Origin of the sequence: Streptomyces sp. NBC_00190 (genome assembly GCF_036203305.1) — a bacterium.
Classification (GTDB): Bacteria; Actinomycetota; Actinomycetes; order Streptomycetales; family Streptomycetaceae; genus Streptomyces.
In genome coordinates, this window is sequence record NZ_CP108131.1 from 2,186,296 (window position 1) to 2,207,194 (window position 20,899).

General features: G+C 70.5%; 17 protein-coding genes. 7 read left to right on the forward strand and 10 right to left on the reverse strand.

The features are described 5' to 3' along the window. Positions 1 to 63: 63 nt before the first annotated feature. Both OG429_RS10720 and OG429_RS10725 read left to right on the forward strand, forming a co-directional pair. Positions 64 to 1,197: a hypothetical protein gene (locus tag OG429_RS10720; RefSeq protein ID WP_328925073.1), complete on the forward strand. Its 1,134-nt coding sequence runs from the start codon at positions 64 to 66 to the stop codon at positions 1,195 to 1,197. Positions 1,198 to 1,201: 4 nt separating this feature from the next. Next, positions 1,202 to 2,191, forward strand: a complete 990-nt coding sequence (locus tag OG429_RS10725; RefSeq protein ID WP_405680080.1) for a COX15/CtaA family protein — start codon at positions 1,202 to 1,204, stop codon at positions 2,189 to 2,191. 10 nt (positions 2,192 to 2,201) lie between these two features. Here the strand turns inward: OG429_RS10725 and OG429_RS10730 are convergent, their stop codons facing one another. From OG429_RS10730 to OG429_RS10740, 3 genes are all read right to left on the reverse strand, one after another. Beyond that, complete coding sequence (locus OG429_RS10730; protein ID WP_328925074.1) at positions 2,202 to 3,296, reverse strand: amidohydrolase family protein; 1,095 nt, start codon at positions 3,294 to 3,296, stop codon at positions 2,202 to 2,204. A gap of 124 nt (positions 3,297 to 3,420) precedes the next feature. Then, the gene (locus tag OG429_RS10735; protein WP_328925075.1) at positions 3,421 to 3,756 is read right to left on the reverse strand and encodes a hypothetical protein; all 336 of its coding nucleotides are present in this window, start codon (positions 3,754 to 3,756) and stop codon (positions 3,421 to 3,423) included. Between the two features lie 24 nt (positions 3,757 to 3,780). Next, positions 3,781 to 4,722, reverse strand: a complete 942-nt coding sequence (locus tag OG429_RS10740) for a heme o synthase (protein WP_328925076.1) — start codon at positions 4,720 to 4,722, stop codon at positions 3,781 to 3,783. A gap of 298 nt (positions 4,723 to 5,020) precedes the next feature. Between OG429_RS10740 and tkt the strand changes: the two genes are divergently transcribed. From tkt to pgl, 5 genes are all read left to right on the forward strand, one after another. Then, positions 5,021 to 7,108 carry a transketolase gene (gene tkt, locus OG429_RS10745; RefSeq protein WP_328925077.1) on the forward strand — a complete coding sequence of 696 codons (2,088 nt, stop codon included), beginning with the start codon at positions 5,021 to 5,023 and terminating at the stop codon, positions 7,106 to 7,108. A 34-nt stretch (positions 7,109 to 7,142) separates the two neighbouring features. Then, entirely contained in the window at positions 7,143 to 8,261 is a 1,119-nt protein-coding gene (gene tal / locus OG429_RS10750) for a transaldolase (RefSeq protein WP_328925078.1), read from the forward strand. 5 nt (positions 8,262 to 8,266) lie between these two features. Further along, positions 8,267 to 9,793 (forward strand): glucose-6-phosphate dehydrogenase, encoded by a 1,527-nt coding sequence (gene zwf, locus OG429_RS10755; RefSeq protein ID WP_328925079.1) that lies wholly within the window; start codon positions 8,267 to 8,269, stop codon positions 9,791 to 9,793. Continuing rightward, on the forward strand, positions 9,790 to 10,818 hold the full coding sequence (opcA, locus tag OG429_RS10760; RefSeq protein WP_328925080.1) for a glucose-6-phosphate dehydrogenase assembly protein OpcA: 1,029 nt from the start codon (positions 9,790 to 9,792) through the stop codon (positions 10,816 to 10,818). The genes zwf and opcA overlap by 4 nt, the downstream gene beginning before the upstream one ends. A gap of 160 nt (positions 10,819 to 10,978) precedes the next feature. Beyond that, complete coding sequence (pgl, locus tag OG429_RS10765) at positions 10,979 to 11,758, forward strand: 6-phosphogluconolactonase (RefSeq protein ID WP_328925081.1); 780 nt, start codon at positions 10,979 to 10,981, stop codon at positions 11,756 to 11,758. 66 nt (positions 11,759 to 11,824) lie between these two features. Here the strand turns inward: pgl and pgi are convergent, their stop codons facing one another. From pgi to OG429_RS10800, 7 genes are all read right to left on the reverse strand, one after another. Beyond that, positions 11,825 to 13,480 (reverse strand): glucose-6-phosphate isomerase, encoded by a 1,656-nt coding sequence (gene pgi / locus OG429_RS10770; RefSeq protein ID WP_328930228.1) that lies wholly within the window; start codon positions 13,478 to 13,480, stop codon positions 11,825 to 11,827. Positions 13,481 to 13,652: 172 nt separating this feature from the next. Then, a complete protein-coding gene (locus OG429_RS10775; protein ID WP_030197743.1) occupies positions 13,653 to 13,940 on the reverse strand; it encodes an RNA polymerase-binding protein RbpA in 288 nt (95 codons plus the stop codon). 258 nt (positions 13,941 to 14,198) lie between these two features. Continuing rightward, positions 14,199 to 14,429 carry a preprotein translocase subunit SecG gene (secG, locus tag OG429_RS10780; RefSeq protein WP_328930229.1) on the reverse strand — a complete coding sequence of 77 codons (231 nt, stop codon included), beginning with the start codon at positions 14,427 to 14,429 and terminating at the stop codon, positions 14,199 to 14,201. 130 nt (positions 14,430 to 14,559) lie between these two features. Continuing rightward, positions 14,560 to 15,336 carry a triose-phosphate isomerase gene (gene tpiA, locus OG429_RS10785; protein WP_328925082.1) on the reverse strand — a complete coding sequence of 259 codons (777 nt, stop codon included), beginning with the start codon at positions 15,334 to 15,336 and terminating at the stop codon, positions 14,560 to 14,562. Positions 15,337 to 15,342: 6 nt separating this feature from the next. Further along, positions 15,343 to 16,554, reverse strand: coding sequence for a phosphoglycerate kinase (locus tag OG429_RS10790; protein WP_328925083.1), 1,212 nt, complete (start codon positions 16,552 to 16,554; stop codon positions 15,343 to 15,345). 138 nt (positions 16,555 to 16,692) lie between these two features. After that, on the reverse strand, positions 16,693 to 17,700 hold the full coding sequence (gene gap, locus OG429_RS10795; RefSeq protein WP_328925084.1) for a type I glyceraldehyde-3-phosphate dehydrogenase: 1,008 nt from the start codon (positions 17,698 to 17,700) through the stop codon (positions 16,693 to 16,695). 210 nt (positions 17,701 to 17,910) lie between these two features. After that, positions 17,911 to 20,883, reverse strand: coding sequence for a M14 family metallopeptidase (locus tag OG429_RS10800; RefSeq protein ID WP_328925085.1), 2,973 nt, complete (start codon positions 20,881 to 20,883; stop codon positions 17,911 to 17,913). Positions 20,884 to 20,899 lie beyond the last annotated feature (16 nt).

Consider the following 20,899-nt stretch of genomic DNA (forward strand, 5'->3'; position numbering starts at 1 on the left):
TTCCCCTCGCGGCGGCGTTGCCGCGAGGATGGGCGCCTCCACACATGAAGCCGGGGGGCGGACATGGTGCAGCGGGAGGCCGTTCTACGGCTGGACGACCAATGGGCACGCGTGCGGTCGGGGGCGGCGCACACGGAGCCGGCGGAGTGCGAGCGGCTGCTCGACGAGCTGATCGGAGCCCTGCGCACCCGGTCCGACGACCCCGACTGCATCGCGCTGCTGGGACTGCGCCTCGCCGACCGGGCCGCCCTGCGCTTCGCCGAGGGCGACCGCACGACCGCTCTCGCCACGATCGAGGAGGGACTGCGCAGCTCCGAGCGTGCGGCCGCGTACTCCCCCGAGTTCACCCGCTGGTACGCCCGCGGGCTGATCAACCACGGGGTGTGGCTGGCCTGGCCGCTGAGCGACGAGGACCGGCTGCCGAGGCACCCGCTGGGCCGGGCCGCCACCGAGGGGCCGAGCGCCGTGGAGCGGGCGGCCGGTGAGCGCGCCCGCGATCTGACCCGCACGGCGGTCGGGGTGTGGGCGGGCCTGGACCAGAAGGATCCGGTCAACCGCCGGGGTCTCGCCCAGGCCAAGGTGTTCCTCGGGGACCGTCTCGCGGAGCTGGGGTCCACCGAGGACGCGGTGGCCTGGGCCGTGGACGCCGAGTCGGACTTCCGCCAGCTGCTGCTCGCGGGCCACGGCCCGGAGGAGTCCGAGGAGGCCGAGGAGGCCCTCGACCACATCGGCCGGCAGCTGGAGCTGCGCCTGCGCTTCCTGGCCTTCGACTCCCTGGTGAGCCTGCGCGCCGAGCGGCTGCTGCCCGAGCGGCTGCTGCCCCAGGCCGTGGTGGCCGCCCGTGTCCAGGGGTTCGAGGAGTCCGAGATAGCGGCCCGGCTGCGCCTCGGCGCCGAGCAGGTGCGCACGATGCTGGAGGTCACGCCCTGGCTCGCGGTGTGGCGCGTCGAGGTGCGCGGCCCGGACGGCACATGGAACGTACTGGAACATCCGTGGCACAGCGCCACAGAGGTGAGGAACAGGACAGCTCGGGATGTAGGGGCTGAATTAGTGCGGGGGTTCGCGGACTCGGCGGACCACCCGGGCGACGGCGGCCACTGGCGCGTCCTCCTGTGGTGGCACGCGGCGGGCGACCCTGCGGGGGCGCGCTTCCGGCTGGCCTCCGGCCCCGACGCCCCCGTCGGCACCCCCTCGTGAAACTTTGCACAAGGCTCCGCTTACGATAGGGGCCGTGTTGAACCCATTCGCATACATCGCCAGTCGCTGGACTCCGTCACCCCGGATCGTCCGGCGGGCCGCGGCCGCCGCACTCCTCATGAGCGTGGTCATCGTCGTCACCGGCGGCGCGGTGCGGCTGACCGGATCCGGACTCGGCTGCGACACCTGGCCCAAGTGCACCGACGACAGCCTGGTCGCGACTCCGGCCCAGGGCTTCCACGGCGCCATCGAGTTCGGCAACCGGATGCTGACGTACGTGCTCAGCGCGGCCGTCGGCTGGGTCATCCTCGCGGCCCGCTCGGCCAAGCCCTGGCGCGAGGAGCTGACGAAGCTCGGGTGGGTCCAGTTCGTCATCGTGGTGGCCAACGCCGTGCTCGGCGGCATCACCGTCTGGACGGGTCTCAACCCCTACAGCGTGGCCGGCCACTTCCTGCTCGCCACCTCGCTGATCACCGTGACGACGGTGACCTGGCAGCGCACCCAGGAGGGCGACTCGGCCCCCCGGCCGCGCGTGCCCGGCCCGGTGCGCAAGCTGGCCTGGACGCTGCTCGCGGTGACCTTCGTACTGATCGCGGCGGGCACGGTGGTCACCGGTTCCGGACCGCACGCCGGTGACCGCAGCGAGATCGAGCGGATGCCCTTCGACTGGTCGGCCACCGCCCACGTGCACGCCGTCGCCGCCTGGGTGGTGTGCGCGCTGGCCGTGGCGATGTGGCTGGTGCTGCGCGTGGTCGACGCCCCCGTGGACACCCGGGCCCGCGCCCGTGACCTGCTGATCGTGCTGCTCGCGCAGGGCGGCATCGGCTACGTGCAGTTCTTCACCGAGCTGCCCGAGCTCCTCGTAGCCGCCCACATGCTGGGCTCCTGCCTGGTGTGGATCTCGGCGCTCCGGCTCGCGCTGAGCCTGCGCGAGCGGCCGGCCGAACAGGCGGAGATCCCCGCCCAGGGCGACCCCCAGCTCTCCACCGTCTGAGCCGCGGGACTTAACCCCGCTCGTCCAGCCGGTAGACGCGGCGGGCATTGCCCGCCGCGACCATGGAGGCCACCCGGCCCGCGTCCCGCCAGGACCAGGACCCGTCGCCGACCCAGCCGCCCAGCACCCGGCCCAGCGCCTCCCGGAACACCAGGGCGCCCACCGCGTGCAGCTCGGGCAGCTGCCGCCCGCCGCTGGAGAACAGCAGCTTCCCGAACGGAGCGAGTTCCAGCAGCTCCGCCAGGACCGCCGCGGCCCGCGCCCCGGTCTGCCCGAGGGCCGCGCCGGCATCCGCGTAGACGTGCGGGAAGGACGCGGCCAGCTGCGCCGTGTGCCGGTGGTACGGGTATCCGCCGAGCAGCACCAGCCGCGTCCCCGGACCGGCGGTGGCCTGCACGAACCGCGTGAGGCGCACCGGATCCCCCGCGCCCGCGTGCAGCTGGAGCGGCAGCCCTGACGCCACCGCGCTCCACAGCAGGTGCCGCAGGAGTACGGGGTCGCGTACGGGCTCGCCGCGGACCCGTCGGGCCAGCCACCGCCCGGCCGCCCCGCGCACCTCGCCCGGATCGGGCGGCTCGGGCGCGCGGTCCAGGACGACCGGATAGTCGGCGGCCGCGCCGCAGGTGAAGGCCACGGCCCCGGCGGCGGCGTGGTGCATGGCCTCGGCGAGATTGGCGAGGAAGGCGGCCACCGTCCCGGAGGTGTCGGCGACCTGCTCGGCAAGCAACTCCGGCCGGACCACCTCGAAGGTCTCGGCGTTCCCGGCGAGGCCCAGCTCCTTGGGGCCGGTGACGTCACCCGCCACACCGGTGTCGACCAGGTAGGCGCCGACCCCGGCGCCCCGCAGCAGCAGCCGCGCGGACTCGACCGTGCCCAGCTCGCGTCGCCGGGCCAGATAGCGGGCGGGAGCACAGTGCGGCTCCAGCCCGAGCAGCGGCGGGCACCAGCGGCGCACCGCGAAACCGGTCTGCGTGTCGAAGAAGGTGGTACCCGCGGCGGGCGGGCCGGCCGAGCGGATCAGCTCGGCCTCGAAGGTGCCCAGGCCCAGCTCCGTACGGAGGACTCCGTGACAGTACTGGTCCACCAGGGGCGGCGTTTCGATCATCCGGGCATCCCGTTGCGGACGTGGGGAGGGTTCCACACGTCCTAACGGGTGAGCGGGGTGTGAGGTGTTGCTCGCGCTGTTGACCGAGCGACCACTCCGGGCCCCGGACGGCGCCCGGAAGGGGTCACGCCGCCGGGTTCTGCTGCCCGCCGAGCTGGATGCCGGCCATCCGCGTCCACTCGTAGGGGCCGGTGCGCACGCGCGCGGCGAACTCCCCGTCGAACTCCTCGTGGAGGGTCAGCCCGGCCTTCTCGACGGCCAGCTGGGCCACTGCGAAGGTCGGGGCCACCAGGTCGCCCCATTCGCCGTCCGTGCCCACGAGCACGATCCGGGTACCGGCCTGGCCGATGTGGGCGAGGTGGCCCTCGGCGCCGCCGTGCAGCCCGGCGAAAGCGCCGATCTGCCTGGCCAGCTTCGCCGCGGTGCGGTCCTGCTTCTTGTCTGCGGTGGTGTCTGCCATGGAGGGCATGCTACCGGTGAGTAATCAGCGGAGGAAGGGATCCACGGCCACCGCCACGAACAGCAGCGACACATAGGTGATGGACCAGTGGAACAGGCGCATCTCCTTGAGCTTCGCCCCCGTCACGCCGGCCTTGGCGCGGGCGTGCAGCGCGTGCGCCTCCCACAGCCACCAGCCGCCCGCGACCAGCGCGACCGAGGTGTAGAACCAGCCGGTGTACCCCAGCGGGGTCAGTAGCAGCGAGACCGCCACCATCACCCAGCTGTAGAGGACGATCTGCCGGGCCACGACCTTGTTGCCCGCCACGACGGGGAGCATCGGCACGCCGACACGCGCGTAGTCGTCCTTCACCTTCATGGACAGCGGCCAGTAGTGCGGCGGGGTCCAGAAGAAGATGACGAGGAAGAGGATGACCGCGGCCCAGGAGACCTCGTCCTTGACCGCGGACCAGCCGATCAGCACCGGCATGCAGCCCGCGATGCCGCCCCAGACGATGTTCTGGGCGGTGCGCCGCTTCAGCAGCATCGTGTAGACCACGACGTAGAAGAGGAGCGCGCCGAGCGCGAGGGCGGCCGAGAGCCAGTTGATCAGGAAGCCGAAGAAGAGGGTGGAGACCACACCGAGAGTGATGCCGAAGGCCAGGCACTCGCGCGGGCTGACCATGCCGGTCACCAGCGGGCGCTGCGAGGTCCGGTCCATCAGGGCGTCGATGTCGCGGTCGATGTACATGTTCAGCGCGTTGGCGCCGCCCGCGGACAGGTATCCGCCGAAGCAGGTCGCGAGGACCAGCCACAGCGATGGCACACCCTGCTCGGCCAGGAACATCACCGGCACTGTGGTGATCAGCAGAAGTTCGATGATCCGCGGCTTGGTCAAAGCCACGAAAGCCATGACCCGGGCCCCGAACGGCCGGTGGACGGGGCTCGTCCCGAGCACCCCCGCTGGACGGGATTCGACGGCCGTCACACGCACCCCTGAGAGAGAATCCAGCAAGCCCCGACTCGCACCGCTCAGTAAATGAAGGGGTGGTGGAGGCTTGCGCGTACCACGCCACTCTAGACGTTGCGCTTCCGTCGCCCCGCGCCGGGGTCGCTTCGTGTTGGGCCGATCGGACGGGGCGGGCAGGTGAACACGGCCTGCCGGTGCGGTGACGGACTGTGGGCACTCGAATAGCTGCACGCCGTTGCGGGGGTAGGCTCGGAATCGCGCCGGTGCGACCGTCCGTCACCGGGAACAGACATGTGGAGAGGAGCCCTGACCAACGGTGAGCACCAAGCCGACCACCACAGAGCTCGAGTGGACCGAACTGGACCAGCGGGCCGTCGACACCGCCCGCATCCTGGCCGCTGACGCGGTCCAGAAGGTCGGAAACGGCCACCCCGGTACGGCGATGAGCCTGGCCCCCGCCGCCTACACCCTCTTCCAGAAGGTGATGCGGCACGACCCGGCGGACCATGAGTGGGTCGGCCGCGACCGCTTCGTGCTCTCCGCGGGGCACTCGTCCCTCACCCTTTACACCCAGCTCTACCTCGGTGGCTTCGGCCTGGAGCTGGACGACATCAAGGCGTTCCGCACCTGGGGCTCCAAGACCCCCGGTCACCCGGAGTACGGCCACACGGCCGCCGTCGAGACCACCACCGGCCCGCTGGGCCAGGGCATCGCCAACGCGGTGGGCATGGCCATGGCCGCCCGCTACGAGCGCGGCCTGTTCGACCCGGAGGCCGCCCAGGGCGCCTCCCCGTTCGACCACATGATCTACGCGATCGCGGGCGACGGCTGCCTCCAGGAGGGCATCTCCCACGAGGCGTCCGCGCTGGCCGGCCACCAGAAGCTCGGCAACCTGGTGCTGCTGTGGGACGACAACCACATCTCCATCGAGGGTGACACCGAGACGGCCGTCTCCGAGGACACCCTGGGGCGCTACGAGGCGTACGGCTGGCACGTCCAGCGCGTCGCGCAGCAGGAGAACGGCGACCTCGACCCGAAGGCGCTGTTCGCCGCCCTCCAGGCCGCCAAGGCCGAGACCGGGCGCCCCTCCTTCATCGCGATGCGCTCGATCATCGCCTGGCCGGCCCCGCACGCCCAGGGCACCGAGGCCTCGCACGGCTCCGCGCTCGGCGACGACGAGGTCGCGGCCACCAAGCGCGTCCTCGGCTTCGACCCGGAGCAGGCCTTCGAGGTCTCCGACGCGGTCATCACCCACACCCGCGCCCTCGGGGACCGCGGCCGTGACGCCCGCGCCGCCTGGGAGAAGGAGTTCTCCGCCTGGCGCACCGCCAACCCGGAGCGCGCCGCCGAGTTCGACCGCGTCAACGCCAACGAGCTGCCCGCGGGCTGGGAGGACAAGCTCCCCGTCTTCGAGGCCGGCAAGGGCGTCGCCACCCGCGCCGCCTCCGGCAAGGTGCTCCAGGCGCTCGGCGCGGTCATCCCGGAGCTGTGGGGCGGCTCGGCCGACCTGGCCGGCTCCAACAACACGACCATCGACAAGGACTCCTCGTTCCTGCCGGTGGGCAACCCGCTGCCGGAGGCCGACCCGTACGGCCGCACCATCCACTTCGGCATCCGCGAGCACGCCATGGCCGCGGCCATGAACGGCATCGCCCTGCACGGCCACACCCGCATCTACGGCGGCACCTTCCTGGTGTTCTCCGACTACATGCGCAACGCCGTCCGCCTCTCCGCGCTGATGCACGTCCCGGTGACGTACGTGTGGACGCACGACTCCATCGGTCTCGGCGAGGACGGCCCGACCCACCAGCCGGTCGAGCACCTCGCCTCGCTGCGCGCCATCCCGGGCCTCAACGTCGTCCGCCCGGCCGACGCCAACGAGACCGCCATCGCCTGGCGCGAGATCCTGCGCCGCCACACCAAGGTGTTCGGCAAGGGCGCCCCGCACGGTCTGGCGCTCACCCGCCAGGGCGTGCCGACCTACGAGCGCAACGAGGACGCCGCCAAGGGCGGATACGTGATGTTCGAGGCCGATGGCGGTCCCGCCGAGGTCGTCCTCATCGGCACCGGCTCCGAGGTCCACCTGGCCGTCGAGGCCCGCGAGCAGCTCCAGGCCGAGGGCGTCCCCACCCGGGTCGTCTCCATGCCGTCCGTCGAGTGGTTCGAGGAGCAGGACCAGGAGTACAAGGACAGCGTCCTGCCCTCCTCGGTGAAGGCCCGCGTCGCGGTCGAGGCCGGCATCGGCCTCACCTGGCACCGGTACGTCGGCGACGCCGGCCGGATCGTGTCGCTGGAGCACTTCGGCGCCTCCGCCGACGCGAAGGTGCTGTTCCGCGAGTTCGGCTTCACCGCCGAGGCCGTGACCGCCGCCGCCAAGGCCTCCCTGGCCGCAGCCGCGCGCTGACGCCCGTACAAGACCAGTAGGAGATGCAATTCCCATGACAGACGCACTCAAGCGCCTCTCCGACGAGGGCGTGGCGATCTGGCTGGACGACCTGTCCCGCAAGCGCATCACGTCCGGCAACCTGGCCGAGCTCATCGACCAGTCGCACGTGGTCGGTGTCACCACCAACCCGGCGATCTTCCAGAAGGCCATCAGCGGCGGCGAGGGCTACGAGCGGCAGCTCACCGACCTCGCGACGCGCAAGGTCACCGTGGACGAGGCCCTGCGCATGATCACGACGGCGGACGTCCGCGACGCCGCCGACATCCTGCGCCCGGTCTACGACCGCACGGACGGCCAGGACGGCCGCGTATCCATCGAGGTCGACCCCCGTCTGGCCCACCAGACCGCGGCGACCGTGGCCGAGGCCAAGCAGCTGGCCTGGCTGGTGGACCGCCCGAACACGCTCATCAAGATCCCGGCGACCAAGGCCGGCCTGCCGGCGATCACCGAGGTCATCGGCAAGGGCATCAGCGTCAATGTCACGCTGATCTTCTCGCTGGCGCGCTACCGCGAGGTCATGGACGCGTACCTGGCGGGTCTGGAGAAGGCCAAGGCCGCCGGCCTGGACCTCTCCCTGATCCACTCGGTCGCCTCCTTCTTCGTGTCCCGCGTGGACAGCGAGATCGACAAGCGCCTGGACGCCGTCGGCACCGACGAGGCGAAGGCCCTCAAGGGCAAGGCGGCGCTCGCCAACGCCCGCCTGGCCTACGAGGCGTACGAGGAGGTCTTCTCCTCCGACCGGTGGAACGCCCTGGAGCGTGTCGGCGCCAACAAGCAGCGTGCGCTGTGGGCCTCGACGGGCGTCAAGGACCCGGCGTACAAGGACACCCTGTACGTGGACGACCTGGTCGCCCCGAACACGGTGAACACCATGCCGGAGGCCACCCTGGAGGCCACCGCCGACCACGGCCGGATCACGGGCGACACCGTGCGCGGGACCTACGCGCAGGCGCGCGCCGAGCTCGACGCGGTCGCGAAGCTGGGCATCTCGTACGACGATGTGGTGCAGCTGCTCGAGGACGAGGGCGTCGAGAAGTTCGAGGCGTCCTGGAACGACCTGCTGAAGTCGACCGAGGCGGAGCTTGAGCGCCTCGCCCCCACGGAGGCCTGAACACCTTGTCTGTAAACGGAGCGAACCCGCTTCGTGACGCACAGGACCGGCGGCTCCCGCGTATCGCGGGGCCGTCCGGCCTGGTCATTTTCGGCGTTACGGGTGACCTGTCGCGCAAGAAGCTGATGCCCGCCATCTACGACCTGGCGAACCGGGGGCTGCTGCCGCCGGGCTTCTCGCTGATCGGCTTCGCCCGCCGTGAATGGGAGCACGAGGACTTCGCCCAGGAGGTGTACGAGGCCGTCAAGCAGCACTCGCGCACCCCCTTCCGGGAGGAGGTCTGGCAGCAGCTGGTGCAGGGCTGCCGCTTCGTGCAGGGCGATTTCGACGACGACGCGGCGTTCGAGACCCTGAAGTCCACGATCGACGACCTGGACAAGGCCCAGGGCACGGGCGGCAATTTCGCCTTCTACCTGTCCGTGCCGCCGAAGTTCTTCCCCAAGGTGGTCCAGCAGCTCAAGAACCACGGGCTGGCGCAGAAGGAGGGATCCTGGCGGCGTGCCGTCATCGAGAAGCCCTTCGGGCACGACCTGAAGAGCGCCGAGGAGCTCAACAAGGTCGTCCACGAGGTCTTCCCGCGTGACGAGGTCTTCCGGATCGACCACTACCTCGGCAAGGAGACCGTCCAGAACATCCTGGCGCTCCGCTTCGCCAACACCATGTTCGAGCCGATCTGGAACCGGTCGTACGTCGACCACGTGCAGATCACCATGGCCGAGGACATCGGCATCGGCGGCCGGGCCGGCTACTACGACGGCATCGGCGCGGCCCGTGACGTCATCCAGAACCACCTGCTGCAGCTGCTCGCGCTGACGGCGATGGAGGAGCCGGGCTCCTTCCACCCCAAGGCGCTGGTGGCCGAGAAGCTCAAGGTGCTGACCGCCGTGGAGCTGCCCGAGGACCTGGGCAAGCACACCGTGCGCGGCCAGTACTCGGCGGCGTGGCAGGGCGGCGAGAAGGTCGTCGGGTACCTCGAAGAGGACGGCATCGACCCCAAGTCGAAGACCGACACCTACGCGGCCATCCGCCTGGAGATCAACAACCGCCGCTGGGCGGGCGTCCCCTTCTACCTGCGGACCGGCAAGCGCCTGGGCCGCCGGGTGACCGAGATCGCGGTGGTCTTCAAGCGGGCCCCGTACCTCCCGTTCGAGTCGGGCGCGACCGAGGAGCTGGGGCAGAACGCCCTGGTCATCCGGGTCCAGCCGGACGAGGGCGTGACGGTCCGCTTCGGCTCCAAGGTTCCGGGCACCTCCATGGAGGTCCGGGACGTCACGATGGACTTCGCCTACGGCGAGTCCTTCACGGAGTCGAGCCCCGAGGCGTACGAGCGGCTCATCCTCGACGTGCTCCTCGGCGACGCGAACCTCTTCCCTCGTCACCAGGAGGTCGAGCTCTCCTGGAACATCCTCGACCCGATCGAGGAGTACTGGGACAAGCACGGCAAGCCCGCGCAGTACCCGGCGGGCACCTGGGGTCCGGTCGAGGCGGACGAGATGCTCGCACGAGACGGACGGAGCTGGCGCCGGCCATGAAGATCGACCTGACGGAGACCAACTCCAGCAAGATCAACGCCGCGTTGGTGCAGGCGCGCCGGGACATCGGCACGCCGGCCATCGGCATGGTCCTCACGCTGGTGATCGTGACCGACGAGGAGAACGCGTACGACGCGCTCAAGTCGGCGAACGACGCGTCCCACGAACACCCCTCGCGGATCGTCGTCGTCGTCAAGCGGGTCAGCCGCTCGCCGCGCAGCCGCCAGGTGGCCCGTCTCGACGCGGAACTCCGCGTCGGGGCGGACTCCGGCACCGGCGAGACGGTCGTGCTCCGCCTTCACGGCGAACTGGTCGACCACGCCCAGTCGGTGGTTCTCCCTCTTCTGCTGCCGGACGCCCCCGTGGTGGTCTGGTGGCCGGACGGCGCCCCCTCGGACCTGGCGGGCGACCCGCTGGGTGCGCTGGGCCAGCGCCGGATCACGGACACGTACGCCACCGAGGACCCCGTCGGGGCCCTCGGCGGGCGGGCCGCGGCGTACGCGCCCGGGGACACGGACCTGTCGTGGACCCGGATCACGCCGTGGCGCTCCATGCTGGCGGCCGCGCTGGACCAGCAGAACCTGTCGGTGTCCTCGGCGACCGTCGAGGGCGAGGCCGACAACCCGAGTTGCGAGCTGCTGGCCATGTGGCTGGCGGACCGGCTCCAGGTCCCCGTCAAGCGCACGCTGTCGTCGGGCCCCGGCCTGACGGCGGTGCGGCTGGAGACCAAGGACGGGGCGATCGTCCTGGACCGGGCGGACGGGGCGCTGGCCACGCTGTGCATGCCGGGGCAGCCCGACCGTGCGGTGGCGCTCAAGCGCCGCGACACGGCCGAGCTCCTGGCGGAGGAGCTGCGCCGGCTGGACCCGGACAACACGTACGAGGCTTCGCTGAAGTTCGGCGTGTCGAAGCTGGACTCGTCCACACCGGCCGAGGCCGAGGCCCCGGCCAAGACCGAGGCGCCGGCCAAGGCCGAGGCCCCGAAGCCGGCGGCCAAGCCGGCGAAGAAGGCCGCGGCCAAGTAACCGGGCCCTTCGGGTCCGCTGCCGGGGCTCCGACCCGGACGCCGGTGGGGCTGGACATGCCGCTGAGCGGCATGTCCAGCCCCGCCCGGCGTTTGAGGGCCGGGTCCGCGCAGCGGCACCCGTACCACCAGACCTACCGACAAGGCGGCAGCACATGGGTATGACGACTCCCCAGGTCGTCGTCCACCGGGACAAGGAGCTGATGGCCCAGGCCACGGCGGCCCGGCTCATCACGAAGATCGTGGACGCGCAGACGGCCCGCGGCACCGCGTCCGTCGTCCTCACCGGCGGCCGCAACGGCAACGGCCTCCTCGCGGCGCTCGCCGCCGCCCCGGCCCGGGACGCGGTCGACTGGTCGCGCCTCGACCTGTGGTGGGGCGACGAGCGTTACGTCCCCGCCGACGACCCCGAGCGCAACCACACCCAGGCCCGTGCGGCCCTCCTGGACTCCGTCCCGGTGGATCCCGCCCGGGTACACGTCATGCCGGCCTCCGACGGCCCGTACGGGAACGACGTGGACGCCGCCGCGGCGGCCTACGCGGCCGAGCTGGCGACGGCGGCCGGGCCGGAGGACCACGGCCCGGTCCCCCGCTTCGACGTGCTGATGCTGGGCGTCGGCCCCGACACCCACGTGGCCTCGCTCTTCCCGGAACACCCGGCGACCCGTGAGACCGAACGCACGGTGGTCGGCGTCCACGGCGCCCCGAAGCCCCCGCCCACCCGGATCTCCCTGACGCTCCCGGCGATCCGGGCCGCCCGTGAGGTCTGGCTCCTCGCGGCGGGCGAGGACAAGGCCGGCGCGGTGTCCATCGCCCTCGGCGGCACCGGGGAGGTCCAGGCCCCGGCGGCGGCCGCCTACGGCCGCTCCCGCACCCTGTGGCTCCTGGACCGCGCGGCAGCCGCGAAGCTCCCCTCCGGGATGTACCCGCCGGCCTCCTGACGTACGGCGAAGCGCCCCGCACCGACCGGTGCGGGGCGCTTCCTCATGTCAGGCGTGTCAGGCGTGTCAGCCGCGGCCGCCCAGCTCGCGGTAGGCGGCCACCAGGGCCTTCGTCGAGGCGTCCAGGCCCGGTACGTCCGCGCCCTCCGTCAGCGCGGGCTCGACCCGCTTGGCGAGGACCTTGCCGAGCTCCACGCCCCACTGGTCGAAGGAGTCGATGTTCCACACCGCGCCCTGGACGAACACCTTGTGCTCGTACAGCGCGATCAGCTGGCCCAGCACCGCCGGGGTGAGCTCGGCGGCCAGGATGGTGGTCGTCGGGTGGTTCCCGTGGAAGGTCTTGTGCGGGACCAGCGACTCGGCGGCGCCCTCCGCCCGTACCTCGTCGGCCGTCTTGCCGAAGGCCAGTGCTTGGGTCTGCGCGAAGAAGTTCGCCATCAGCAGGTCGTGCTGGGCGGCGAGGGAGGGTCCCAGCTCCGCCACCGGGCGCGCGAAGCCGATGAAGTCGGCGGGGATCATCTTCGTCCCCTGGTGGATCAGCTGGTAGTAGGCGTGCTGCCCGTTGGTGCCGGGCGTGCCCCACACCACCGGACCCGTCTGCCACTCCACCGGACTGCCCTCGCGGTCCACCGACTTGCCGTTGGACTCCATGTCCAGCTGCTGCAAGTAGGCGGTGAAGCGGGAGAGGTAGTGGCTGTACGGGAGCACCGCGTGCGACTGCGCGTCGAAGAAGTTGCCGTACCAGATGCCCAACAGCCCCAGCAGCAGCGGGGCGTTCTCCTCCGGCGGCGCCGTGCGGAAGTGCCGGTCCATGGTGTGGAAGCCGCCGAGCAGCTCGCGGAAGGCGTCCGGGCCGATCGCGATCATCAGGGAGAGGCCGATGGCCGAGTCGAAGGAGTAGCGGCCGCCGACCCAGTCCCAGAAGCCGAACATGTTGGCCGGATCGATGCCGAAGCCGGTCACCTTCTCGGCGTTGGTCGACAGCGCCACGAAGTGCCGTGCCACGGCCGCCGTGTCACCGCCGAGCCCCGCCAGCAGCCATTCGCGGGCCGAAGTGGCGTTGGTGATGGTCTCGATGGTGGTGAAGGTCTTGGAGGCGATGATGAACAGCGTCTCGGCCGGGTCCAGGTCGCGCACGGCCTCGTGCAGGTCCGCGCCGTCCACGTTGGACACGAAGCGCACCGTCAGATCGCGGTCGGCGAAGGCGCGCAGCGCCTCGTAGGCCATCGCGGGACCCAGGTCGGAGCCGCCGATGCCGATGTTGACGACGTTCCTGATGCGCTTTCCGGTGAAGCCGGTCCACTGCCCCGACCTGACCTGGCCGGAGAAGGCCGCCATCTTGTCGAGGACGGCGTGCACCTCGGGGACGACGTTCTCGCCGTCCACCTCGACGACGGCGTCCGCCGGAGCGCGCAGGGCGGTGTGCAGGACCGCCCGGCCTTCGGTCACGTTGATCTTCTCGCCGCGGAACATCGCCTCGCGCAGCCCGGCCACGCCCGTCGCCGCCGCCAGTTCGCGCAAGCGCGTCAGCGTCTCGTCGGTCACGAGGTGCTTCGAGTAGTCGATGTGCAGGTCCCCGGCGCGCAGGGTGTAGCCGACGCCGCGGCCCGGATTCTCCTCGAACAGCTCCCGCAGATGCGTCTGCCCGAGCTCCTCCCGGTGCTTGCCGAGTGCGAGCCACTCCGGCGTCCGGTTGAGCTTCGTACGGCTGTCTGCGTTCATCTCGGACATCAACCCACTTCTTCCGTCCTGTCGTGCCCCGCCGGGCTCCAACCTAAGGGATCCGAAGCGGCGTATCGGACATCGCCTTCGGCCCGGACGCGCGCAAAGAGGCCCGGTCACGCAGGAGAAGACTCCTGCGTGACCGGGCCTCAATTCATACGCCCTGGCGGATTCAGATCTCGCCGCGCAGTTTGGCGAGGGCCTCGGCGAGGATCGCCTCGCCGTCGGCGTCCGTGCGCCGCTCCCGTACGTACGCCAGGTGCGTCTTGTACGGCTCGGTACGCGGCGGCGCCGGCGGGTTGTCCCGGTCCTGGCCGGCCGGGAACCCGCAGCGCGGGCAGTCCCAGGTGTCCGGCACCTGCGCGTCGCTGGCGAAGCTCGGCTGCGTCTCGTGCCCGTTCGAGCACCAGAAGGAGATGCGCAGGCGGGGCGCGGACTCGCCGCGCTCGGCCTCACCCATCGGCCCCGCGCCGACCCGGCTACCACGGATCGCGTTGCCACTTGCCACGGTCGTAACTCCCCTGCGTGATGGTGCCGCCAAGCATGAGGTATGTCTGCTCAAGGCACCCCGGGTACGTAAAGCCCAACTCACGTTCAGCGTGCGGAGGGATCATCCCCCTCAGGTGCGGGGAGCAGAATAACTCGTTCCGCAACCAGGGTGCAGGACCTCATGATAGGCCGGGCTCCGCCGACCGGACTGCCGGAATGGCCAGAACGGTCAGCTGCTCGACTTCGACAGGAGGCCGAGCGCCATGATGCAGGCGAACCACAGCACACCGACCACGACGGTGATGCGGTCCAGGTTGCGCTCCGCCACGGACGAGCCACCGACGGACGACTGCATGCCGCCGCCGAACATGTCGGAAAGGCCGCCGCCCTTGCCCTTGTGCATCAGCACGAGCAGCATCAGCAGGGCGCTGAAGACGATCAGGGCGATCGAGAACCCCATAATCACGGCTGATTCCTACTTTCTGGCTTTTCTGGCTTTCCGGCTGTGTGCTGGATGTGCGCGGGGGCCAGCGGCTGGTGTTCAGCCTCTGGCCCCCGCAAGGGTACGACGGATCCGTCCTACCGCATACTCACTGGTCGCGGAAGCGGACGATCTTGACGAACTCGTCCGCGTCCAGTGCGGCGCCGCCGATCAGGGCGCCGTCGACGTCGGGCTGGGCCATGATCGCCGCGATGTTCCCGGACTTCACCGAGCCGCCGTACTGGATGCGGACCTTGTCGGCCAGCTCCTGCGAGTACAGCTCCGCGAGACGGCCGCGGATCGCACCGCAGACCTCCTGGGCGTCCTCGGGGGTGGCGACCTCGCCGGTCCCGATGGCCCACACGGGCTCGTACGCGATCACGATGGACTCGACCTGCTCGGCCGGGATGTCCTTGAGGCCGCCGTCGACCTGCTTCAGCGTGTACTCGACCTGCTGGCCGGCCTTGCGGATGTCCAAGCCCTCGCCGACGCACAGGATCGGGGTGAGCCCGTGGCGGTAGGCGGCCTTGACCTTGGCGTTGCAGAGCTCGTCGGTCTCGGCGTGGTACTGGCGGCGCTCGCTGTGGCCGACGGCCACGTACGTGCACTTCAGCTTCGAGAGCATCGAGCCGGAGATCTCGCCGGTGTAGGCGCCGGAGTCGTGCCCGGAGATGTCCTGGGCGCCGAACTTGATCTTCAGCTTGTCGCCCTCGACCAGGGTCTGGACGGAGCGGAGGTCGACGAAGGGCGGCAGGACCGCGACCTCGACGGCGTCGTAGTCCTTGTCGGCGAGCGCGAAGGCGAGCTTCTGGGTGTGGGCGATGGCCTCAAGGTGGTTGAGGTTCATCTTCCAGTTGCCCGCCATGAGCGGGGTGCGGTTGCTCATTAAGGGTCAGACCTCCAGTGCGGCGATGCCGGGGAGCGTCTTGCCCTCGAGGTATTCGAGGGAGGCGCCGCCACCGGTCGAGATGTGGCCGAAAGCGTTCTCGTCGAAGCCGAGCGTACGCACGGCCGCGGCGGAGTCGCCGCCGCCGACCACGGTGAACGCGCTGCTGTCGACGAGGGCCTGCGCGATCGCGCGGGTGCCTCCGGCGTAGTCGGGGTGCTCGAAGACGCCCACGGGACCGTTCCAGAAGACGGTCTCGGCGTCGGCGATCTTCGACGCGTACAGCTCACGGGTCTTGGGACCGATGTCCAGACCCTCCTTGTCGGCGGGGATCTTGTCCGCGTCGACGGTCTCGAAGACGGCCGGGGCCTTGGTCTTCAGGTCCGGGAAGTCGGCGGAGACCAGGACGTCGACCGGGAGGACCAGCTCGACGCCGCTCTTCTCGGCGCGCGCCATGTACTCCTTGACGGTGTCCACCTGGTCCTTCTGGAGCAGGGAGATGCCGACCTCGTAGCCCTTGGCGTAGAGGAAGGTGTACGCCATGCCGCCGCCGATCAGGATGCGGTCGGCCTTGCCGAGCAGCTCGTCGATGACGGCGAGCTTGTCGGAGACCTTGGCGCCGCCGAGGATGACGATGTACGGGCGCTTGACCTCGGCCGTCAGCTTCTTCAGGACGCCGACCTCGGTGGCGATGAGGGAGCCGGCCGCGTGCGGGAGGCGCGCGGGGAGGTCGAAGACCGAGGCGTGCTTGCGGTGGACGGCACCGAAGCCGTCGCCGACGTAGACGTCGGCGAGCTCCGCGAGCTGGTCCGCGAAGGCGCCGCGCTCGGCGTCGTCCTTCGCGGTCTCACCGGCGTTGAAGCGCAGGTTCTCGATGACGGCGACCTGGCCGTCGACGAGGGCGGCGACGGTCTCCTTGGCGGAGTCGCCGACGGTGTCGGTGGCGAACGCCACGTCCGCACCGAGCAGTTCGCCGAGCCGGGCGGCTGCCGGGGCCAGCGAGAAGGCCGGGTCCGGGGCGCCCTTGGGGCGGCCCAGGTGCGAGGCCACGATGACGCGGGCGCCGGAGGCGGCGAGCTTCGCGATCGTGGGCTGGACGGCGCGGATGCGGCCGTCGTCGGTGATGGTGCCCCCGGCCAGCGGGACGTTGAGGTCCGCGCGGACGAAGACCCGCTTGCCCTTGACGCCCTCGGCGAGCAGTTCGTCGATCGTCTTCATGTGTTTCTACTCCTTTGTGCCCTTCGCTCGAAGGGCGAGGAAGGGAGAACGAGCAAGCAACAGGGCCCGTGCGGCGCTTCGTCGCGCTGCCCGGACCCTGTGCTCACACCGTGGTGCCTTACCTAGAACCGGGCGACCTTAGAGCTGGCCACCGACGAAGACCGTGAGGTCGACGAGACGGTTGGAGTAGCCCCACTCGTTGTCGTACCAGCCGACGACCTTAACCTGCGTCCCTTCCTGGACCATCGTCAGGGAGGAGTCGAAGGTGCAGGACGCGGGCCAGTTCACGATGTCGGAAGAGACGATCGCGTCCTCGGTGTAGTCGAGGATGCCCTTGAGCTGGCCCTCCGCGGCCTTCTGGAAGGCGGCGTTGATCTCTTCCACGGTGGTCTCGCGGGAGAGCTCCAGGACCAGGTCCGTGACCGAGCCGGTCGGGACCGGGACGCGCATGGCGATGCCGTCCAGCTTGCCCTTGAGCTGCGGGAGGACCAGCGCGGTGGCCTTGGCGGCACCGGTCGAGGTCGGGATGATGTTCTCGGCGGCGGCGCGGGCGCGGCGCAGGTCCGAGTGCGGGAAGTCCAGGATGCGCTGGTCGTTCGTGTACGCGTGGACCGTCGTCATCATGCCCTTGACGATGCCGAAGTTCTCGTCGAGGACCTTGGCCATCGGCGCCACGCAGTTGGTGGTGCAGGAGGCGTTGGAGATGACGTGGTGGTTGGCCGCGTCGTACTTGTCCTGGTTGACGCCCATCACGATCGTGATGTCCTCGTCCTTGGCCGGAGCCGAGATGAGGACCTTCTTCGCGCCGGCCGCGATGTGCTTGGCGGCGTCGGCCTTCTTGGTGAAGATGCCGGTCGACTCGATGACGATGTCGGCGCCCAGCTCACCCCAGGGGAGGTTCGCGGGGTCACGCTCGGCGAAGGTCTTGAAGGTGTTGCCGCCGACCGTGATGGTGTCGGCGGTGTGGGAGACCTCGTGCTTGAGGCGGCCCAGGATCGTGTCGTACTTGAGCAGGTGCACCAGGGTGGCGTTGTCAGTCAGGTCGTTGACACCGACGATCTCGATGTCCGCTCCCTGCTCAAGGAGCGCCCGGAAGTAGTTGCGGCCAATTCGGCCAAAACCGTTGATGCCTACGCGGATCGTCACGAACCGATCTCCTCGTTGGTGCGCCGGTAAGAGCGCCGGCGAGCTGTAAATGGGATGTCCCCGACCGCTTACGACCCTACCTCTCCGTGAGCTTTTGGGTGACATCGGTCGGAGCCTGACACGCCCCGAGGTCCGGCTCCGGAAGCTCCGGCACGGGACCTCGGGACCTTGTGCGCCGTCACTCAGGGTGAGTGCCGGGAGGGCCGCTGATCAGCGGTTCAGCGCTCGCAGCGCCTTACCGACGAGTAGCGCGCGGTCCGCGGGGGCCGGCAGGTGTTCCAGGCCGAAGCCGAGCAGTACGGTGTCACGCGTAGTGACCGCGGCATAGGACTTGTAGAGCTCTCCGGTCCGGGTCCAGTCGCCGGGAACTTCAGGGCTTCCCACAGGAGCGCCCTGGGCGGTCCAGGCGCCGAGGGAGGTCTCGAACCCCTCCACGGCCTGGTCCGCGCCGCCGACCTTCAGGCGTGCCTCGTCCGCGAAGACGCCGCGGCCGCCGGAGCCTCCGTCGGTGATGTAGGAGAGCGAGACCTCGACGGTCTTGCCCGCGTAGGCGCTCAGGTCGAAGGAGAGCTGCTTCCAGCCGCCGGAGGAGCCCGTGAAGCTGTTCCACGCGCCGCTGGTGCCCTTGGAGGTGCAGCTGCCGCCGTCCAGGGTGAGGTAATGGCGCAGGAACGGATGGCCGTTGACGAAGAATCCGGCCCCGCACTCCTCGGGAACGGCCGTGCTGCTCAGGCCGCCCGCGTCCGGCAGGGTGGTCCAGTCGTCCCCGCCCACCGTGTGCGCCTCCAGCACGGCGTGGTCGTAGGCCTCCTCGGTGTTCCAGCTCAGCGCGAGCGCCAGCTGCGGCTTGTCGGCGGCGGTGACCTTGGTCAGGTCGACCGTGCGGACCAGCCGCTTCCAGTCGTCGTCCTCGTGGAGGGCCGAGGCCATCGAGGTGCCCGCGTAGGGGGCGTACGGGTTCACGATGCTGGTGAACTGGCCCGCCTGCGCGCTCTTGAACTGCGGGAACTGCGCAGGAGCCAGGGTCTCGGAGGTCACGGTGTAGGAGCCGGGGGCGTTCAGCGGGTTGCCCGCGGCGTCGCCGAGGCCGCCCTTCGCGCCGTTCAGCAGCCCTCCGCCGGTGAAGCCGGTGGCACCGGGGGTGCTGGTACGGCCGTACGCGCCGAGCCAGTACTGGCTGAAGTCGTTGGTCACGGCGCGGCCGACCTGGGCGTTGCCGCCCGCCAGCTCACCGGCCTCGATCAGCTTGCCGCCCTCGTTCAGGAAGTCGCGCACCGCCAGCTGGGTGTCGCCGCCGGGCGTCTTGGCGCCGGTGTAGTGGACGGCCGTACCGAAGTGGGACAGCACGCCGAGGTGGTGCGGGACGCCCTGGGTGGCGACGTCCCAGACCGCGGCGGACCTGCCGTTGGCCCGCAGGGCGTCGACGTAGGCCTGGGCGTGCTGGGCCTTGGCGCCCTCCTCCGCGATCACCAGCACGTCCGCGCGCGGCCGCTCGGCCACCGTGTACGTGAAGTGCTCGCTGGAGACCGTCTTGCCGGAGGAGCGGTCGCGGCCGGTGAACCAGACCTCGACCTTGTCGCCGGGCCTGGCGCCGTCCACCTTGGCCCGGTACTCGTCGAACCAGTTGTTGTCGTCGCCGCCGTAGACGTCGCCGCCCTTCCAGGCCTTGAGGTCCTCGTCGTGCGTGCGGCCGCCGTTGATCCTGAAGTTGAGCTCCTTGTCCTTCAGCGCCTTGCGGGCCGTGACGGCGACCGTCTGGTCCTCGCCGCGGGCGACGTAGGAGGTGGTGAAGGGGTCGAGCGTGAAGTCGGCGGCCTTCAGGCCCACGGAGGACGCCGGCCGGTCCGGGTGCGCGGCGCTCTCGCCGACCGAGAGGGCGAAGGAGACGTTCTTGGCGAACTCCGCCTGGATGAGCTTCTCGTCGTCCGGGAAGTTGAAGCCGGAGGCGCAGTCCTCGGGCTTCCACTGGTCGTTCGGGTCGCTCGCGGAGGCCGTCTGGCAGGTGGTCATCTCCGGCGTGAACATCATGACGCCGTTGACGTTGGAGGCGTGGCCGTCGGCCTCGCCGTTGGTGGTGTAGAGCTCGGAGGAGACCTGGGGGTAGTAGCCGGGGACGGCGGGGTTCTCCGGGGTGCCGGCGAGCGCCTTGTAGGCGATGTCGTCGGGGGTGGGGGTGGCCACCTGCCAGCCCACGCCGTAGAGCAGCAGCTCGGCGGCGGAGTGGTAGTTGACGGCGTACTCGAAGCCGATGCGCTTCTCGAAGGCGTCGAGGGCGGCGGTCTCGGGCTCGGAGGACGCCTTGGGGCCACGGTAGGTCTCGCTCGCCTGGCTGGGCGAGGAACCCTCGTTGTCGTAACCCCACTTGAAGGCGAAGTTCCGGTTGAGGTCGACCCCGTCGCCGGTGGTGATCTTGCCGTCGCCGTTGTTGTCGCGCAGGTTCTTGCGCCACAGCCGCTCGCCGCCGGGCGCGTGCGTGTAGTCGTACCCGTCGGGGTTGGCCGAGAGCAGGAACCACAGCTCCGTGGAGTCCACGAGGCTGGTGATGCGCGGGTCCTTGCCGTAGTTGTCGAGGGTGTGGTGCATCAGCCGCCGGGTCATCTCGGGGGTGATCCACTCACGGGCGTGCTGGTTGGACATGTAGAGCACGGACGGCTTGTCGCCGTCCTTGGTCTTCCTGGCGTTCTTGCTGACCTTGAGGGCGAGGATGTCCTTGCCCTGGACGGTCTTGCCGATGGAGACGACCTTGGTGAGCGCCGGGTTCTGCTGGGCGGTCCGCAGGATCTCCTCCTGGAGGCCGCCCTTGCCGCTGTACGGGCGGAACACGCCGTCCCCGGCGGCCTTGGCTCGGGCCAGGCCCTCGGCCGGGACCTTGTGCTCGGTGAGCTTGACGCCCTGGGCGGTCAGCTCCCCGGCCTGGGCGCCGGTGAGGAAGAGCTCGACGCGGGCGGTGCCGGTCTGCGGGACCTGCTTGCCGAGCTCGTGGGCGTCCTGGCCGGCCGCGAGGACGAGCGGGACCTGCTCCCGGGTGATGTCGGCGTCGTAGACCCGCACGTCGGCATCGGATGCGGCATCGGATGTGGCCATGGAACCCGGCTGGGCCTGCGCCGCGCCGGGCAGTACGGCAAGTGTGGTTCCGAAGACGAGTGCGCTTGCGGCGAGGATCGATCTCGCGCGGTGCCTCATGTGCCCCCCTGGGCGT